The sequence below is a fragment of the Cetobacterium sp. ZWU0022 genome, assembly GCF_000800875.1.
GTDB lineage: Bacteria > Fusobacteriota > Fusobacteriia > Fusobacteriales > Fusobacteriaceae > Cetobacterium_A.
Genome location: NZ_JRJZ01000085.1, coordinates 1 through 17278 on the forward strand (window position 1 = coordinate 1; position 17278 = coordinate 17278).

The following is a 17278-nucleotide window of genomic DNA, read 5'->3' on the forward strand; positions in this document are numbered from 1 at the left end:
GCACCAGACTTAGGATCTGGCGTTTCGACGTGAGGGTTCAAGTCCCTCCTCTCGCACCACTTTATAGACATTATACAGTAGACTTCAAAGAAGTCTACTTTTTTATTACCCAAATCTTAATTGCTTGAAAACTCTATATCTGTATGGTACAATATTATGAAAAAAGTTTAATAAAAAGGTGCATGAATGAAAAATATAAAGATGTTATTTAGTTTTAAAGTTATATACATTGTTTCATTGATTTACTTTTTTTTAGGTTATTTTTATCCAAATTTTTTACAAATAAATAATGTATATTTATACCTACATGAATACTTAGGAATATATGAAAAAATGCTATGGGTATTTTTAATAACTTATGGATTTTCTTTGTTTATGAAGAATCCAAATAAAAGGGTAGTTTTAAAAGTAAGGTTAGTTTTTATGATAATTCTTGGAATAGCAACTGGGTATCTTTATTTAGTAGATAGTTTAAGAAAATTAGGTGAAATAGCAATCGACGGAGTTCAAGAACATATTATTCAAATTGGACTTTTAAATATAAATCTTGGATATATAGAGTTATATACGTTTTTAAAAATATTTCCACATGTTAGAGAGGATATTTTTATAGGTTGCTTAATTTTTTTAATCTTTATATCAGTAATTATAATTTGTGGAAAAATGATAAGAAAATCAATTTTATCTATAATTAATCTTTTCAAAAGACACATAGCTCGTAAAAGAGAAGAGAAAAGATTAAAAGAAGAGAGAATTAGACTTGAAAAACAAGCTAAATTAGAGAAGGATATATATGATGAGATATGTAATATTCAAAAGATATACCAAGAGAAAGATAGTTTAGAAGAGTTAGGGAATAATGAGGATGAGTTGATGAGTATTGATTCAGAGAGTTTTGATGGATTAGAGGAAGATGAAATTAAAAAAATCGTTGATATAGAAGAGATAGAGAGGGAAGAAGAGCATGATATTAGCATCAAAATCTCCGAGACGGAAAGAGATATTAAACCAGCTGGGATTTCAATTGGAAATAAAGACTAAAGACATTGAAGAAGTTAGTGAAAAGGAAAATGTTGTAGATCAAATAAAAGATATTTCTTGGAAAAAAGTTATAGCAGTAGCAGAAGAGAACAGAGATGAGTATGTTGTAGGTGCAGATACGGTTGTAGAAATAGATGGGGTTATTTTGGGAAAACCTAGAACTGAAGAGGAAGCTAAAAATATGTTGAGATCTCTTTCAGGAAGAGATCATAGAGTAATTACAGCTTATTCGATTGTAAATTTAGCTAAAAATATAGATATAACTAATGCTGTGGAAAGTAGAGTCTATTTTAAGAGTATAAGTGAAGAAGAGATAAAATGGTATGTAGAAAGTAGAGAACCGATGGATAAAGCTGGTGCTTATGGTATTCAAGGATTGGGATCTATTTTTGTGGATAAGATAGATGGAGATTTCTTTGCGATTATGGGGTTTCCAATAAATCATTTTATAAAAACTTTAAACAATTTAGGAATAACAATAGAAAGTTTAAATAAAATATAAATTAATTTAAGGAGAGTTATAATGAAAAAAATATTTGGAAAAGTTTTAGGAATATTTTCAGATGATTTAGGAATAGATTTGGGAACTTCAAATACTTTAATATGTGTAAAAAATAAAGGTATAATAATGAATGCACCATCAGTTGTAGCTATAAACACAAAGACAAAAGAGATTTTTGAAGTTGGTGATAAAGCTAAACAGATGATAGGAAGAACTCCACATACAGTTGAAGCGATAAGACCATTAAAAAATGGTGTAATTGCAGACTATGAAATAACAGAAAAAATGCTGAGAGAGTTTTATAAAGTTGTAAATAGAGGAAAAAGTTTATCAAGTCCAAGAGTTATAATTTGTGTTCCTGCAGGTGTAACTCAAGTTGAGAAAAGAGCAGTAATGGATGTTACAAGAGAAGCGGGAGCTAGAGAAGCTTACTTAATAGAAGAACCTATGGCAGCAGCAATTGGAATCGGGTTAAATATATTTGAACCTGAAGGAAATATGGTAGTAGATATTGGTGGAGGAACAACAGAGATAGGAGTTATATCTCTTGGAGGAATTGTAAAAACATCTTCACTGAAAATAGCTGGTGATAAGTTTGATTCTTTAATAATTGATTATATAAGACAAAAACATAACTTATTTATAGGAGAGAAAACAGCTGAAGAGATAAAAATAGCTGTCGGAGCAGTAACAGATTTAGAAGAGGATATTTTCATCGAAATAAGTGGAAGAAATGCATTGAGTGGATTACCAAAAAATGTAAAAGTTTATTCATCGGAAATAGCGGAAGCGTTAGAAGAAGCTATAGTTTTAGTAATTGAAGAAATCAAAGGAATATTAGAAAAAACACCACCTGAATTATCTTCAGATATAAAAAGAAAAGGAATCTACTTAGCAGGAGGAGGAGCACTTTTAAGAGGAATAGATAAAAGAATTGCAGAAAGTTTAAGCTTAGAGGTAACAGTAGCGGAAGATCCTTTAAATGCAGTTGTAAATGGAATTCAGCAACTTTTAAAAGAGTTTGATAAGTATAAAAGAGTTTTAATTTCACCAGAAAGTGATTATTAAAAAGAGGAACTTATGAAAAAAGTCATATTATTACTTTTCTTTATAACTTCAATATTGAGAGCAGACTATCTCATCACCAATGGTGAGATAGCTCTTTTTTATGATGGACAAAATAATATTTTAAAAAATATTGGAAACAAAGATGAAAATATACAAGATTTTTTATCAAATTTACAGATATTATTAATTAAAGATTATAAAGTCTATAAAGCTAGAAACTATTATACAGAAACAAAATTTATAAATGGTAAAAATATTTTTCACATGAAATATTTTTTTAATAACCAAATTATAGAAAGTTATGTCATAGCATCCAACGAAAATAAAAATAATCTGTATATTTATACAAATTTAGATAAGCTAGATTGGAAGGGATCATATAAATTAGTTTACAAGTTTTCTCCATTGATAAAAAGTGTAGTTGTTGAAAATAAAGAGAACTACTATAAATATGGAAGTTTAAATATATTTAAAGATAGTAATTCTGAATTATTAGTTGCAACAGAAAGAGATTTTGAAAATTTTAAGGTTAAAGTACTTCAATCAAATTTATTAAAAGAGTTAGATGAGAGAATATATTTAGTTAAAGATATAAAAAGTGAAGAACAAGATGATTTTTTAAAATTAAGTTTAGTTAAAGAAAATCCAACTTTTCCAAAACAAACTTTTAAAGAACTTTTAAATGGAGAAATACGATTTTGGAAAGAATTTGAAAATAAATATAAATATTTAAGAAGTAATGTAATTAATCAAATAAAAAAATTTTATCTTATTTCATCTAGTAATTATGCTCAAAATAGCTTGATTATGAACATTAGCAGAGTTGAGTATATAAGGCAATTGAAAGTCCTATATTTAAATGTTATATTAAATAGATACGAAGAGATTCCGAAGTTTAATTATAATAAGTATGATTATATTCAAAATGTCTATTCGTATTATTATAATTTAAAGCTATTAAATTTAGAAGGAAAAACTATTGAAAAAAAAATGATAGATAATAATATAGAAAAAATACGAAAAGATGTATCGGAAGCCTATAGAAGCATATTAAATAGAGAAGGTGAATGGTTAGATAACAGTATTTTATTTTATGAGTTTTTATCAGAATTAGAAAGATTAGATTTAGCAGATTTAATTTATAAAGATTCAGTTTTTATAAAAAATGAAATTGTTGAAAAGGTAAGAGACGAAATTTTAAATAGTAGTGGAAATATAAAAAAATATGAATATATAAAATATTTAAATATTTTAGAAGAGATTGACAGAGAAAAGAATATTAAATATTTACTAACAAAAGTTGATAACTCTTTAGGAGTTTTAAAAGATAATGAGAATATTAATAGAAAAATTAATTTAGAATTAGCACTTTTACTTTATAAAAATAATTTTTTGATTGAAAGTGATAAAATATTTTATAGCATAGATTATTTTATTAATTTTGAGGAGAATTATAGTCAACTTGATCTAGATGAGATATTTTTATATTTAGAAAATATTCATTATAGGGGATTGATATGATAGAAAATAATACCATTGGAATAAAAGAACAGATCGAATCAATACTTTTATTAGGTGGAGAAGAGATAAAAATAAGAGATTTAAGTAAGTTTTTTTCTATATCAATAGAAAAGGTTTTAAATATATTGGAAACTTTAAAAATAGAACGTTTTAATACAGGAATAAACTTAGAGATAGATCAAGAAGTTGTTTATTTAATAACAAATCCTAGATGTGGCGAGATAGTAAATTTATATTTTAAACAGGATGTAAAACCTAAGAAATTATCTAATGCAGCACTAGAAACGTTATCTATAATAGCTTACCGTCAACCAGTAACAAAAAGTGAGATTGAAGCAGTAAGAGGAGTATCAACTGATAGAGTTATATTAACATTAGAAGAAAGAAAATTTGTAAGAGTATGTGGGAAAAAAGAGGCAATAGGGAAACCAAACTTATATGAAGTAACTGATAAATTTTTAGGGTACTTAGGAATCTCAACAGTGGAAGAACTACCACAATATGAAATAATGAAGGAGAGATTAAATGGAACCGATGAGAATAAATAAGTATCTAGCTCAAAATGGATATGCATCAAGAAGAGAGATAGATAAACTTATAGAAAATGGAGATATAAAAGTTAATGGAAAGGATACAGCGCCTGGCCAAAAAGTTACGGATGCGGACAAGATCTATATAAAAGAAAAGTTATTTGAAAAACCTAAATCGGAAGGGAAAGTTTACTTCCTACTTAATAAACCAAAAGGTGTTTTAAGTGCTTCGAAAGATGATAGAGGAAGAAAAACAGTAACAGATTTAATAGATACAAAAGAGAGACTATATCCTATAGGAAGATTAGATGCAGATACAGAGGGTGCAATAATTTTGACTAATGATGGTGATATTTTTAATAAAGTTATCCATCCAAAAGGAGAGGTTTATAAAGAGTATTTTGCTATCGTAAAAGGAGAGATTAGAGATAAGGATCTTTCAAGATTAGCAAAAGGAATAATTTTAGACGATGGTCCTACTTTACCAGCTAAGACAAAGATATTAAAAAGAGCTGCAGGAAAAAGTGAGGTTATAATAGCAATAAGAGAGGGTAAAAATCGTCAAGTTAGAAGAATGTTTGATGCTGTTAAGCATGCTGTAATGTACTTAAGAAGAGATGCTATTGGAAAGATAAATCTAGGAGATTTAGAATCAGGAAAATATAGAAAGCTAACATCGCAAGAGATAAAATATTTAAAATCATTATAGAAATACAGGAGGAAAATAGATGTCTTTAACAAGAGAAGAGGTTCTTAATGTAGCTAAATTAGCAAGATTAGAATTTAATGAAGAGGAAATTGTAAGATTCCAGGCAGATCTAAATAACATTTTAGATTACATAGATGTTCTAGGAGAAATAAATACTGATGATGTACAACCGTTAGTACAAGTTCATGAAACTGGAGTAAAATTAAGAGAGGATATTATAAAAGAATCTTTAACACCTCAAGAGGCTATGAAAAATGCCCCTGCTTCAGAAGATGGAGCATTAATAGTACCGAAGGTAATTGGAGAATAATTAAAAGGAGGATTTTTCTGTGAAAAAAATATATGAGTTAACAGCTTTTGAAATAAAAGAGAAAATATTAAATAGAGAGCTAACATCTGAAGAGGTTGTTACAGCTATTTTTGATAGAATAGAAGAAACTGATAAAGAGATTGGAAGTTTTGTATCTTTAAGAAAAGAAAAAGCTTTAGCTGAAGCTAAAGAAGTTGATAGAAAGATACAAAATGGTGAAGCAGTAGGAGCTTTAGCTGGAGTTCCAGTGGCTATAAAAGATAATATGGTTTCTATCGGAGAACCATCTCAATCAGCATCAAAAATATTAGAAGGATATGAAGGTATCTATGATGCTACAGTTGTAAAAAAATTAAAAGATGCAGATGCTATAATAATTGGAAAAACAAATATGGATGAATTTGCAATGGGATCAACAACAACAACATCAGCATATGAAAGAACTACAAAAAATCCATGGGATTTAGATAGAGTTCCAGGAGGAAGTAGTGGAGGAGGAGCAACATCGGTTGCTGCAAATCAATGCTTTATCTCTTTAGGTTCTGATACAGGAGGAAGTATTAGACAACCAGCAGCATTTTGTGGTGTAGTTGGACTAAAACCAACTTACGGAAGAGTATCAAGATACGGGCTTATGGCGTTTGCATCATCACTAGATCAAATTGGACCATTTGCAAAAACAGTTAAAGATGTAGCATTAAGCTTAAATGTTCTTTCTGGAGCAGATGATTATGACTCAACGGTTGAAGATGTTGAGGTTCCAAATTATTTAGATTATTTAACTGGAGATATTAAAGGAATGAAGATAGGAGTTCCGAAAGAATACTTTATAGAGGGACTAAATCCAGGAGTTAAAAAGGTTGTAGACGAAGCTTTAGAAACATTCAAATCACTTGGTGCAGAGATTGTAGAGATTTCATTACCGCATACAAAATATGCAGCACCAACATACTATGTGTTAGCTCCAGCAGAAGCGAGTTCTAACTTAGCTAGATTCGATGGAATAAGATATGGACATAGAACAACTGATGCAGCTAATATAGATGAGCTATACATAAAATCAAGAAGCGAAGGATTTGGAGACGAAGTTAAGAGAAGAATAATGATAGGAACTTATGTTTTAAGTGCTGGATTCTTCGATGCGTACTTTAAGAAAGCTCAAAAAATTAGAAGATTAATAAAAAATGATTTTGATAAGGCTTTTGAACAAGTAGATATTATATTTACTCCAGTAACACCAGGACCTGCTTTTAGATTAGATGCTAAAAAGTCACCAGTGGAACTATACTTAGAGGATATCTTTACAATACCGGCAAACTTAGCAGGAATTCCAGGAATTTCAATTCCAGCGGGAATGACTGAAGGGTTGCCAGTTGGAATTCAACTATTAGGAAAAGCATTTGGAGAAAAAGATATCTTAAAAGCAGGAGATGCTTTTGAAAAAGCGATAAAGGAGAGAGTGTAATGGCGAGACAATGGGAATCGGTAATAGGACTTGAAGTACACCTTCAATTAAAAACAGGAACAAAAGTATGGTGTGGATGTAGTGCAGACTATGATAATTCTCCAACAAATACACATACATGTCCAATATGTTTAGGACATCCAGGAGCGTTACCAAAATTAAATAAAACTGTAGTTGAATATGCAATAAAGGCAGCTTTAGCTTTAAATTGTAATATTAACAATATAAGTGGATTCGATAGAAAAAATTATTTCTATCCAGATACACCTAAGAATTATCAAATAACTCAATTTGAAAAACCTTACTGTGAAAAAGGGCATTTAGATGTTAAATTAAACTCAGGAAGAGAATTAAGAGTTGGGATTACAAGAATTCAAATTGAGGAAGATGCAGGAAAATCAATACATGCTGGTTCTGAATCATTAATAAACTTTAATAGAGCTTCAATGCCTCTTTTAGAAATAATATCTGAGCCAGATTTAAGAACTTCTGAAGAAGCTTACGAATACTTAAACCTTTTAAAAAGTACAATAAAGTATACTGGAATAAGTGATGTTTCAATGGAATTAGGATCTTTAAGATGTGATGCTAATATTTCTGTTATGGAAAAAGGAAGTAAAGTTTATGGAACAAGAGTAGAAGTTAAAAACTTAAACTCATTCAAAGCTGTAGCAAGAGCAATAGACTATGAAATTGGAAGACAGATTGAAGCGATTGAAAACGGAGAAACAATAGATCAAGAAACTAGATTATGGGATGATGAAGCTCAAGTAACAAGAATTATGAGAAGTAAAGAGGATGCAATGGATTATAGATACTTTGCAGAACCAGATTTACCAAGACTTGTAATTAAAGATTCAGAGATTGAAAGAGTTAAAGAGTTAATGCCTGAATCAAAAACAGCTAAATTAAAAAGATTTGAAGAAGCATATGGATTACCAGAATATGATGCAAATATTCTAACTGATGAGATTGAATTAGCGGATTATTTTGAGAGAGTAGTTTCAGTAACGAATAATCCAAAATTATCTTCAAACTGGATAATGACAGAAGTTTTAAGAGATTTAAAAGAAAGTGGTAAAACAATTGAGGAATCAAAAGTTTCATCTGAAGATTTAGGGAAAATAATAAACCTAATTCAAAAAGATGTAATATCTTCAAAAATAGCTAAAGAGTTATTTACTATTAAATTAAATGATAGTAGAGATCCTGAAGTTATAGTAAAAGAAGAAGGAATGATACAAGTTGTTGACTTAGGAGAGATTGAAGGAATAGTAGATCAAGTACTAGCTGAAAATCCTAAGATGGTTGAGGACTTTAAAAACTCTGATGAAGGAAGAAGACCAAGAGTTTTAAAGGGATTAATAGGACAGGTAATGAAGCTATCAAAAGGAAAAGCAAATCCAAAGATAGTAACAGACCTAATGGAATCGAAATTAAAATAGGTGGGTTATAAATGAAAAAAAGCAAATTGATCTCTTTAGGGATTATGGTATTCGGGCTTACTTTTTTAACACAACCAGCGCATGCGGTTGCTAAAACAGTAAAGCAAAAATATGAAAACATAATACCAATGAGTGTTCACGTAAATATAATGAACAACGAAGCTGAGCCAGAATATTTAAACTATGTTTTTATAAAGAGCGTTGATGCTCCGATAAGACAGGATTCGTCAATTTATTCTAAAGAGATTGTGAGATTTCCATTTAATACTAAATTGAAAGTATTAGAGAAGGTTGAATCAAATGGAAATGAATGGTATAAAGTAGAGTTGAAAGATAGAAATGGAAATAAAGTAATTGGATATATTTCAGCTATGCTAGTAACATTAAGACAATTTAGATTTGAAGAGATGAATAGTAGAGTGCACAAATTATCTGAATTCTTACAAACAGAATCTGGAAAAGGAAGAGAATTAGTATCAATAAATACTTACGTTCCTAATCCAAGTAATCAGAATATGAATAGAGCAAAAGATAAATATGGAGTTTCGGCAGATCAAAATGCTAGAGCAACTTATAATGGAGAAGTAATTCATATTCCTGACAGATCACTTATGTCAGTTGAATCTGTTAGTGGAAATGATGTATTTGTAAATGCTCTTTCGATAAAAGAGAAACCATTGAAAGTAAGTAAAAATGTTATAACTAGATATCCAGCTGTAAATGCAAACTTTAGAAAAGCTATCGTGATAGATTTAGAAAATGAGAATCAAGGTATTTTCCAAAAGAATCCCGATGGTAGATGGGAGTTAATATCTTATACATTAAATAAAACAGGAATGGAAAGTACTCTTGGATTTGAAACTCCTAGAGGTTACTTCATAGTTCCAGTTTTAAAATATGAGATGGGATATAGAGATGAGTATAATAACGCAGCTGGAATGGCAAAATATGCTATTCGTTTCTCTGGTGGTGGATATATTCATGGAACACCAATCAATTTTGAAGAAAATATCAATAGAGATTTCTTCTTAAGAGAGAAAGATGGAACATTAGGAACAGTTGAGGGAACAAGAAAGTGTATTAGAAATATGGAATCACATATAAAATTCCTGTTTGATTGGGTAACTAATGGTAAAGTTAATAGAAAATCAAATGAACAAAGACCAGATGAAAATGTAATGGTAATAGTATTTTAAATCAAGGGTGAGCTTAGCTCACCCTTTTTTATAAGAATAGCATAACTGCTTATTCTATGATATAATAAATCTGCAAAACTAATTGGATAGGTGATAAAAAAAATGTACAAACTTCAGTATTTAATATTTAAAGTTGTTCGACATCTTTTGTTGTTATGTCCTGAGAAAACAAGATTTAAGTTTGCAGAAAAATTAGGAGTTTTAGGTTATTATCTGATAAAAAAAAGAAGATTGATAGCACTAGCAAATTTGAAATTGGCTTTTCCAGATAAAACTTTTGAAGAGAGAAAAAAAATTGCGATTGAATCATATAAAATAATGGCAAAAGCATTTATCTCAACATTATGGTTTGAGGATTATTTAAAAACAAATGTTTCTCTAGAGGATTTTCAAAGAGTTATGGATTTAAAAGAGAAAAAGGGTGGCTTAGCTGTAGCATTGATTCATATGGGAAATATGGAGGCCAATTTAAAGGCTGGAGAGAAATATAAGACAGTGACTGTGGCTAAAGCTCAAAGAAATCCATACATCGATAAGTTTATAACGGATGCTAGACAAAAATTAAACGTGACACTGTTAAAAAAATCGAAACAAACTTCAAGAGAGTTGTTAGAAGAGATAGAAAAACAAAATATGGTTGCTTTATTTACTGATCATAGAGATAAAGGATCATCAGTGAAGTTTTTTGGAGAGGAAACAGTTTCGCCAACGGGAATTATAAATATAGCATTAAAACATAACTTGCCTCTGGTTATAGGCTATAATGTTATGCATGGAGATAATACATGTACAACATATTTCACAAAAGAGATAGAACTTGTAAGATCGAGCTCGTTTAAAGATGATGTAAAAATAAATACTCAAATAGTGATGGATACAATAGAGAGTATAATAAAAAATCATCCAAATCAATGGATGTGGTTCCATGACAGATGGAAATTATCAAAAAAAATAAAAAAAGAAGATATAAATAGTTAATTAGGAGGAAAAATGTTATTAGGAATAATTGGAGCGATGCATGAAGAGGTAATACAATTAAAAGAGGTTATGAATCTTGAAGAAACTAGAGAGATTGGTGGATATCAATTTTTCAAAGGAACACTTTTAAATAAAGAGATTGTTTTAGTTGAGTGTGGAATAGGAAAAGTAAATGCTGCGATCTGTTCAACACTATTAATTCAAGAGTTTAATGTAGATAAGATTTTATTCACGGGAGTAGCAGGTGGATTGAATCCAGAAATAAATATAGGGGATATTGTTGTATCTACTGATTTAATAGAGCATGATTTTGATTGTACAGCTTTTGGATATGAGCATGGGGTAATTCCAAGAATGGAAAACTCTAAATTTAAATCAGATGAAGAGTTAACAGCTTTAGCTAAAAAAGTTGCAGAAGAAAACTTTGGAAAAGAGAGAGTTTTTGTGGGAACTATAGTAAGTGGAGATACATTTGTTGCTTCTAATGAAAAAATAAACTGGTTAAGAGAAACATTTACTGGAGAATGTACAGAGATGGAAGGAGCTTCAGTAGCACATGTTTGCCAAGTTTTAAATAAACCATTTGTAATTATCAGATCAATATCAGATAAAGCAAACCATGATGCAAATATGAACTTTGATGAGTTTGTAAAATTAGCAGCACAAAACTCTAAAATAATAATAGAAGGAATGTTACAAGCGTTATAGTTTTTTAAATTAAAATAAGGGGGATTGCTTTATGAATATTGAGAAATTATTAGAGGAGCTATATTCATATTCACTTCATGGAATAAAATTAGGATTAAAAAATATTGAGGATATTTGCAAAGCTATGAATAATCCACAATTTGACTATAAAACAATACATGTAGCTGGAACTAATGGTAAGGGATCTACATCGACAACGATAGAAACTGTTTTAATAGAAGCGGGAAATAAAGTTGGAAAATATACATCACCCCATATACTTAAATTTAATGAAAGAATATCTGTTGACGGATTAGAGATAACCGATGAAGAGATAGCTTATTATTACTCATATATAAAAAATATTGTAAGGGAGTTAGAAATAACTCCTACTTTCTTTGAAGTAACAACAGCGATGATGTTTAAATATTTCTCTGATAAGAAGGTGGATTTTGCAGTGATTGAAGTTGGTATGGGTGGAAGATTTGATGCAACAAATATTATAAAGAGTGATATTTGTGTTGTGACAAATGTTAGCTTAGATCATACAGATTTTTTAGGAAAAACAATATATGAAATAGCAGGAGAAAAAGCTGGAATAATAAAGCCAAAATCAAAAGTAGTTGTAGGATGTTCTGATTTAGAGTTTTTAAAAGGGATAGAGGAAAAAACAAAAGATTATACAAATGTTTTAAAAAAATATGAAAAGGCAGAGTATATTTTAGATTTTGATAATTTTAAAACTATCATAAACTTAGATAATGAAAAATATGAGTTTTCGTTATTTGGAGATTATCAATATAAAAACTTTTTATGTGCATATGAAGTATTGAAAATATTAGAGATACCTATCGAGATCATAAAAAAAGGGGTTCAGAAAGTAAAGTGGCAGTGTAGATTTGAAATAATTCCTTTAGATGATAAGGTTTTAATCTTAGATGGGGCTCACAATGAGGATGGAATGAAAACTCTTTGTGATACTTTAAAATTAGGATATAAAAAAGATGAACTTGTAGCTGTAGTTTCAATTTTAAAAGATAAAGATTATAAGAAAATATTAGAGATACTAGAACCATGTGTTAAAAATATAATTTTTACGTCTTTAGCTGAGAATAAAAGAGGACAAACTGCTTTAGAGCTTTATGAATCGTCAAATAAAGTGGATAAAAAATATGAAGAGAGTATAGTAGAAGCCTATAAGTTAGCAAAAAAAGAGAAAGTAAAAGGAATCTTATTTTGCGGATCATTCTATCTTTTAAGTAAATTCAAAGAGGAAGTATTGATGAATGAAGAATAAAGGGTTTTTTAAAATTTTAGTATTAGTAGCAACTTTACTTATTAGTTATTATCTATATAAGCAAATTATTATTTTGAAATCTGAATATATAAAAAGAGAGCAAAAAAAAGAGATTTTTTTAGAAGAAATAGATAAAACTTATAAAGAAAGAGAGAGTGAGTTTTACAAAGTTAACTAGGGGAGTTTAAAATGGATAGAATTAAACAAAGAAAGTTTCCAAAAGTTAAAGAATTAGCAGATGTTTTAGGATTAGTTCCTCTTTTAGATGTTGAAATGGAATCAGAAATAAAAACTCAAAGTGTATATAGAGTTGGATATGAATTGAATGGTTTTTTTTCAGAAGGAGAAGAACTTTTAACAAATGTAAATGTTTTAGGAAGAAAAGAGATTAGCTATTTAGAAAGAATGAATTTTGAGAAAAGAAGGGAAATTTTAAATCGCTATATGAGTTACCCATTTCCAGCATTGATTGTGACTTTAGAAAATCATATAGTGAATGAAATTGTAGAAATAGCTAAAAAATATAAAAAACCAGTATTAAAGTCAAATAATAAAACTATCGAGTTTATAAGAAATGCAAAATTTTATTTACAAAAAGTTTTAGCAGAAGAGATTTTAATAGATGAGTATATTCTTTTAGATGTTTATGGTGTTGGACTTTTATTGACAGGATATGAAGATGCAAGACTTGGGGCTACAGTTGAGTTACTTGAGAGAGGTCATAAATTTATAACAGACACAAGATTGAAAATTAGAAATATAGCAAATCGGTTTATACTAGGCTCAAATACAGCAGATAAAGAAAATGGTGATAGTCACTTTTATCTTTTTGGAAAAGATAGAAATGATATAGATGTCACAACACACTTTGGTATAAAAAGCACAAGGAAAGAGAAGAAAATAAATCTTTTGATAGAATTAGAGAAGTGGGATGAAAAAAAATTCTATGATAGATTAGGACTAGATGAATTACATGAAGAGTTCTTAGGTTTTAAAATTCCTAAAGTTACACTTCCGGTAAGAAAAGGAAGAAATTTAGCGATAATAATTGAAACCGCAGCAATAAACTATAGATTGAAAAAAACAGGGGTAAATTCAGCTGAATATTTTTGGAAAGAATCTAAAAAGCTGATAGAGGAAAATAGAGAAAATAAAAAGAGAGGTTTAGTTGTGAATGATAAAACAAGTATGCCAGTAAGATATATAAAATCAAGATTTAGTTTAAATGTTTTAAATGGAGAGGAATATTTAGATACAAAATATATAACAACAACAGGAGTTTACAGACCTTCATTAGCTTTGACAGGTTATTTTGATATGTATGGAGAAGAGGGTTATAAAGGATTACAACTATTTACGGATACCGAATTTAAATATTTAGAAAGTATCTCTGTAGAAGAGAAAGAAAAGAATTTAGAAAGGTATTTAGAAGAGGATTTTCCAGCAATAATAATCTCTGGAGTTAAAAATATACCAAGTTATTTCTTGGATAAAATTATTGAAAAAAATATAATTTTATTAGAAACAAAATTAGACAGACCAAGTCATGTAGTAGCAACCTTTAGTGCATATTTAGAGAACTACTTTGCACCTTCGGCTTCGGTTCACGGGGTGTTTGTTGAACTTTATGGTTTTGGTGTTTTATTGACGGGTAAAAGTGGAATAGGAAAAAGTGAAACAGCATTAGAATTGATTCATAGAGGTCATAGATTAATAGCTGATGATTCTGTTAGATTCGAAAAGGGAGTTATTGGAGATATAACAGGAAGAGCTTCAAAGTTACCTTATTTTATGGAGATTCGTGGCTTAGGTATAATAGATGTCAAAGCTTTATATGGCGTTGGAGCAGTAAGAATAAGTAAAAGATTAGATATAATTATTGAACTGCAAGAGCTAAAAAGTGAAGATTATTTAACAGCTATGGATTATCAAGAATCGACAGAGATACTTTTAGGAAATGAGATTCCTAAAATAAAGTTATATATATCTTCAGGAAGAAACGCTGCAGCTATGGTTGAAATAGCCGTTATGAATTTAATGGCAAAAAGAATGGGATATAATTCTGAAGAAGTTTATCTAAAAGAGTTGAAAAACAAAAACTATAGAGAAAATAATTAATAATCGGGGGATTTAAATTGAAAAGAAAAAAAATTAAAGTTTTAATAGAATATATTTACATTTATATTGGAACTCTGATAGCTTCGATAGGAATAAATGGATTTTTAGTTCCATCAAATTTAGCGCCTGGAGGAGCAACAGGACTTTCAATTTTAATAAATTATGTTACAGGAATTCCCGTTGGGACTTTAATATTCGCAATAAATATACCTCTTTTTTTAATAGGAGTAAAAATATTCGGAAAATCATATGGAGCAAAAACATTGGCGGGAATCTCTTTTATATCTTTAAATGTTGAATTGGTAAAAAAAGTTGTGCCTGAGATAGATAAAATAATAGATTTTACTAATCCGAGTAATATTTTTTTAGGGACTCTTTATGGAGGGCTACTTATGGGTATAGGACTTGGAACAGTTATAAAAAATGGTGGAACGACTGGTGGAAGTGATATAGTATCAGGAATTTTAAATAAGTTTTTTAGAATCCCAATTGGGCAAGCATTAATAATGATTGATTCAACAGTAGTTTTGGTAGCTGCGTATATCTTTGGTGCTGAAAAGGCCCTATATGCCCTTATAAACCTTTATATGACTGGAGTTGTAATAAATAAAATGATAAATGGTTTAGGTGATGCTAAAATGGCATATATTGTAACCTCTGAAGTTGAGAAAGTTAGAAAAATAATAGTTGAAGATTTAGGTAAAACAGGAAATTATTACCAAGCGGAAGCGTTATATTCAAAAAGTAAAAGAGATGTAGTAACAACTGTTTTGAGAAATAGAGAGATTTTCTTATTAAAAGAGTTGATTACAGAAGTCGATAAAGAAGCATTTGTAGTTGTATCAGATGTTCATGAAGTTTTAGGAAGAGGTTATACTTTTGATACAGAAAATACAACTAAGAGAAAGGAAAAATAATGATAGAGATAAAAGAAAAAATAGAACAAAGTAATAGGATAATAATAGCAGGACATGTAAACCCTGATGGAGATACAATTGGAGCAGGATTATCTCTTTTATTAGGATTAGAAAATAAATATCCAAATAAAAGAATTGATTTTGTACTTCAAGACCCAGTACCTAAAAATATCTCTTTTTTAAAAGGAACTGAAAAAATAAAAAAAATAGAAGATATAAACAATCCGAATTATGATTTGGCTATTTTTGTGGATTCTGCAACGATAGAAAGAGTTGGAAAAGTTGAGAGCTTGATAGGAGATACATTTAAAATAAATATTGATCATCACATAAGTAATCCTAAATATGGAGATATAAATTTAGTGGAGGATATATCTTCAACATCTGAAATTATGTTTTCATTGCTAAAAGAGTTAGATTTGGTAGTAACTTTAGAAATGGGAGAGGCGATATATTTAGGTTTAGTAAATGATACAGGAAATTTTGCACATAGTAATGTTACTGATAAAACATTTTTAGTTGCATCAGAGCTAATGAGATTAGGTGTAAATAATAATAAAATAGTAAATGATTTCTTTAAAACAAAATCTTTCCAAAGAATGAAAGTTTTAGGAAAAGCTTTAAGCGAAATGAAATTTATTCAAGATAAAAAACTTATGTATTTTAACTTATCATATGAAGGATTAAAAAGTTTAGGTGCAATTAAAGATGATACCGAAGGAGTTGTAGAAGAGCTTCTTAACTATGGTGACAGTGAAGTTTCTCTATTTTTAAGAGAGGATGAAACTGGAAAAATAAAGGGAAGTATGAGAAGTAAGCACGATATAGATGTGAATAAAATCGCTGGAATTTTTGGTGGAGGCGGACATATAAAAGCTGCTGGATTTACATCAGAACTTTCATCAGAGGAAATTATAAAAAAAGTAGTAGAAAATTTATAAATAGTGTATAATTTTATAAAAAAAGGAGGGGAATAATAATGGCAGATTTTGATATAATTTTTTTAAAACCAACTAGATTCGAAGATTGTTTAAAGTGTGTAGAGCATATAAAGGCAGAGAAAATAGTTCATATAAATTTATGTGATTTAGATTCAGAAAAATCACAAAGAGTTTTAGATTTCATTAGTGGGGCTGTACATATTCAAGAGGGGCAAATTATAAATCCGGGAGATAAAATATACTGCTCAATTCCTAAAAATAAAAGTTATCAAATAGAGTATAAAGAGTTATCTAATAATATAACAAATCCGAGATTTGATGAAGAGGAAGAGATAATTCCAAGATATAATAGAAGGTAAAAAAGGGACCAAAAGGTCCCTTTTCTCATTTTAGATATTTTTAGTTTTTTTTATTAAATCAGCCAATAAAAAAGCTTGGCAACTACCTATCCTTCCAGGGGGCTGCCCCCCAAGTACTTTCGGCGTTTACGGGCTTAACTTCCAGGTTCGAAATGTAACTGGGTGTACCTCCGTAGCTATCGTTACCAAGCTAT

18 protein-coding genes and 1 rRNA gene are annotated in these 17278 nt (G+C 29.2%); 18 read left to right on the forward strand and 1 reads right to left on the reverse strand.

Features of this window, described 5'->3' with window-relative positions; all coding sequences use genetic code 11:
- Positions 1-375: 375 nt before the first annotated feature.
- From L988_RS07365 to L988_RS07450, 18 genes are all read left to right on the forward strand, one after another.
- Entirely contained in the window at positions 376-1041 is a 666-nt protein-coding gene (locus L988_RS07365; protein WP_156111940.1) for a hypothetical protein, read from the forward strand.
- Complete coding sequence (locus L988_RS07370) at positions 965-1543, forward strand: nucleoside triphosphate pyrophosphatase (RefSeq protein WP_047383020.1); 579 nt, start codon at positions 965-967, stop codon at positions 1541-1543. Before L988_RS07365 ends, L988_RS07370 begins: the two co-directional genes overlap by 77 nt.
- Positions 1544-1564: 21 nt before the next feature.
- Positions 1565-2611 (forward strand): rod shape-determining protein, encoded by a 1047-nt coding sequence (locus L988_RS07375; RefSeq protein ID WP_047383022.1) that lies wholly within the window; start codon positions 1565-1567, stop codon positions 2609-2611.
- A 12-nt stretch (positions 2612-2623) separates the two neighbouring features.
- A complete protein-coding gene (locus L988_RS07380; protein WP_047383023.1) occupies positions 2624-4132 on the forward strand; it encodes a hypothetical protein in 1509 nt (502 codons plus the stop codon).
- A gap of 14 nt (positions 4133-4146) precedes the next feature.
- Positions 4147-4680, forward strand: coding sequence for an SMC-Scp complex subunit ScpB (gene scpB / locus L988_RS07385; protein WP_047383073.1), 534 nt, complete (start codon positions 4147-4149; stop codon positions 4678-4680).
- The gene (locus tag L988_RS07390) at positions 4667-5371 is read left to right on the forward strand and encodes a pseudouridine synthase (protein ID WP_052191746.1); all 705 of its coding nucleotides are present in this window, start codon (positions 4667-4669) and stop codon (positions 5369-5371) included. Before scpB ends, L988_RS07390 begins: the two co-directional genes overlap by 14 nt.
- 19 nt (positions 5372-5390) lie before the next feature.
- Entirely contained in the window at positions 5391-5681 is a 291-nt protein-coding gene (gene gatC, locus L988_RS07395; RefSeq protein WP_047383027.1) for an Asp-tRNA(Asn)/Glu-tRNA(Gln) amidotransferase subunit GatC, read from the forward strand.
- 19 nt (positions 5682-5700) lie between these two features.
- Positions 5701-7146 (forward strand): Asp-tRNA(Asn)/Glu-tRNA(Gln) amidotransferase subunit GatA, encoded by a 1446-nt coding sequence (gene gatA, locus L988_RS07400; protein ID WP_047383029.1) that lies wholly within the window; start codon positions 5701-5703, stop codon positions 7144-7146.
- On the forward strand, positions 7146-8591 hold the full coding sequence (gene gatB, locus L988_RS07405) for an Asp-tRNA(Asn)/Glu-tRNA(Gln) amidotransferase subunit GatB (RefSeq protein WP_047383031.1): 1446 nt from the start codon (positions 7146-7148) through the stop codon (positions 8589-8591). The genes gatA and gatB overlap by 1 nt, the downstream gene beginning before the upstream one ends.
- 11 nt (positions 8592-8602) lie before the next feature.
- Positions 8603-9787: a L,D-transpeptidase family protein gene (locus L988_RS13655; RefSeq protein ID WP_047383032.1), complete on the forward strand. Its 1185-nt coding sequence runs from the start codon at positions 8603-8605 to the stop codon at positions 9785-9787.
- 102 nt (positions 9788-9889) lie between these two features.
- Positions 9890-10765 carry a lysophospholipid acyltransferase family protein gene (locus L988_RS07415; RefSeq protein ID WP_047383034.1) on the forward strand — a complete coding sequence of 292 codons (876 nt, stop codon included), beginning with the start codon at positions 9890-9892 and terminating at the stop codon, positions 10763-10765.
- A gap of 12 nt (positions 10766-10777) precedes the next feature.
- Positions 10778-11473 carry a 5'-methylthioadenosine/adenosylhomocysteine nucleosidase gene (locus tag L988_RS07420; RefSeq protein WP_047383036.1) on the forward strand — a complete coding sequence of 232 codons (696 nt, stop codon included), beginning with the start codon at positions 10778-10780 and terminating at the stop codon, positions 11471-11473.
- Positions 11474-11504: 31 nt separating this feature from the next.
- Positions 11505-12749 (forward strand): folylpolyglutamate synthase/dihydrofolate synthase family protein, encoded by a 1245-nt coding sequence (locus tag L988_RS07425; RefSeq protein WP_047383038.1) that lies wholly within the window; start codon positions 11505-11507, stop codon positions 12747-12749.
- Positions 12739-12927: a hypothetical protein gene (locus L988_RS07430; RefSeq protein ID WP_047383039.1), complete on the forward strand. Its 189-nt coding sequence runs from the start codon at positions 12739-12741 to the stop codon at positions 12925-12927. Before L988_RS07425 ends, L988_RS07430 begins: the two co-directional genes overlap by 11 nt.
- Before the next feature lie 11 nt (positions 12928-12938).
- Positions 12939-14867: an HPr(Ser) kinase/phosphatase gene (gene hprK, locus L988_RS07435; RefSeq protein ID WP_047383041.1), complete on the forward strand. Its 1929-nt coding sequence runs from the start codon at positions 12939-12941 to the stop codon at positions 14865-14867.
- 17 nt (positions 14868-14884) lie between these two features.
- Entirely contained in the window at positions 14885-15784 is a 900-nt protein-coding gene (locus L988_RS07440; RefSeq protein ID WP_047383043.1) for a YitT family protein, read from the forward strand.
- Positions 15784-16725: a bifunctional oligoribonuclease/PAP phosphatase NrnA gene (locus L988_RS07445; protein WP_047383045.1), complete on the forward strand. Its 942-nt coding sequence runs from the start codon at positions 15784-15786 to the stop codon at positions 16723-16725. The genes L988_RS07440 and L988_RS07445 overlap by 1 nt, the downstream gene beginning before the upstream one ends.
- A gap of 38 nt (positions 16726-16763) precedes the next feature.
- The gene (locus L988_RS07450) at positions 16764-17084 is read left to right on the forward strand and encodes a cell division protein SepF (RefSeq protein ID WP_047383047.1); all 321 of its coding nucleotides are present in this window, start codon (positions 16764-16766) and stop codon (positions 17082-17084) included.
- A gap of 73 nt (positions 17085-17157) precedes the next feature.
- Here the strand turns inward: L988_RS07450 and rrf are convergent.
- Positions 17158-17274 (reverse strand): 5S ribosomal RNA (gene rrf / locus L988_RS07455).
- Positions 17275-17278 lie beyond the last annotated feature (4 nt).

Excerpts from the sequence above, each read along its gene's own strand:
- L988_RS07365 (WP_156111940.1), top strand. The coding sequence starts at position 376 with ATGAAGAATCCAAATAAAAGGGTAGTTTTAAAAGTAAGGTTAGTTTTT.
- L988_RS07370 (WP_047383020.1), top strand. The coding sequence starts at position 965 with ATGATATTAGCATCAAAATCTCCGAGACGGAAAGAGATATTAAACCAG.
- L988_RS07375 (WP_047383022.1), top strand. The coding sequence starts at position 1,565 with ATGAAAAAAATATTTGGAAAAGTTTTAGGAATATTTTCAGATGATTTA.
- L988_RS07380 (WP_047383023.1), top strand. The coding sequence starts at position 2,624 with ATGAAAAAAGTCATATTATTACTTTTCTTTATAACTTCAATATTGAGA.
- L988_RS07390 (WP_052191746.1), top strand. The coding sequence starts at position 4,667 with ATGAGAATAAATAAGTATCTAGCTCAAAATGGATATGCATCAAGAAGA.
- gatC (WP_047383027.1), top strand. The coding sequence starts at position 5,391 with ATGTCTTTAACAAGAGAAGAGGTTCTTAATGTAGCTAAATTAGCAAGA.
- gatB (WP_047383031.1), top strand. The coding sequence starts at position 7,146 with ATGGCGAGACAATGGGAATCGGTAATAGGACTTGAAGTACACCTTCAA.
- L988_RS13655 (WP_047383032.1), top strand. The coding sequence starts at position 8,603 with ATGAAAAAAAGCAAATTGATCTCTTTAGGGATTATGGTATTCGGGCTT.
- L988_RS07415 (WP_047383034.1), top strand. The coding sequence starts at position 9,890 with ATGTACAAACTTCAGTATTTAATATTTAAAGTTGTTCGACATCTTTTG.
- L988_RS07420 (WP_047383036.1), top strand. The coding sequence starts at position 10,778 with ATGTTATTAGGAATAATTGGAGCGATGCATGAAGAGGTAATACAATTA.
- L988_RS07425 (WP_047383038.1), top strand. The coding sequence starts at position 11,505 with ATGAATATTGAGAAATTATTAGAGGAGCTATATTCATATTCACTTCAT.
- L988_RS07430 (WP_047383039.1), top strand. The coding sequence starts at position 12,739 with ATGAAGAATAAAGGGTTTTTTAAAATTTTAGTATTAGTAGCAACTTTA.
- hprK (WP_047383041.1), top strand. The coding sequence starts at position 12,939 with ATGGATAGAATTAAACAAAGAAAGTTTCCAAAAGTTAAAGAATTAGCA.
- L988_RS07445 (WP_047383045.1), top strand. The coding sequence starts at position 15,784 with ATGATAGAGATAAAAGAAAAAATAGAACAAAGTAATAGGATAATAATA.
- L988_RS07450 (WP_047383047.1), top strand. The coding sequence starts at position 16,764 with ATGGCAGATTTTGATATAATTTTTTTAAAACCAACTAGATTCGAAGAT.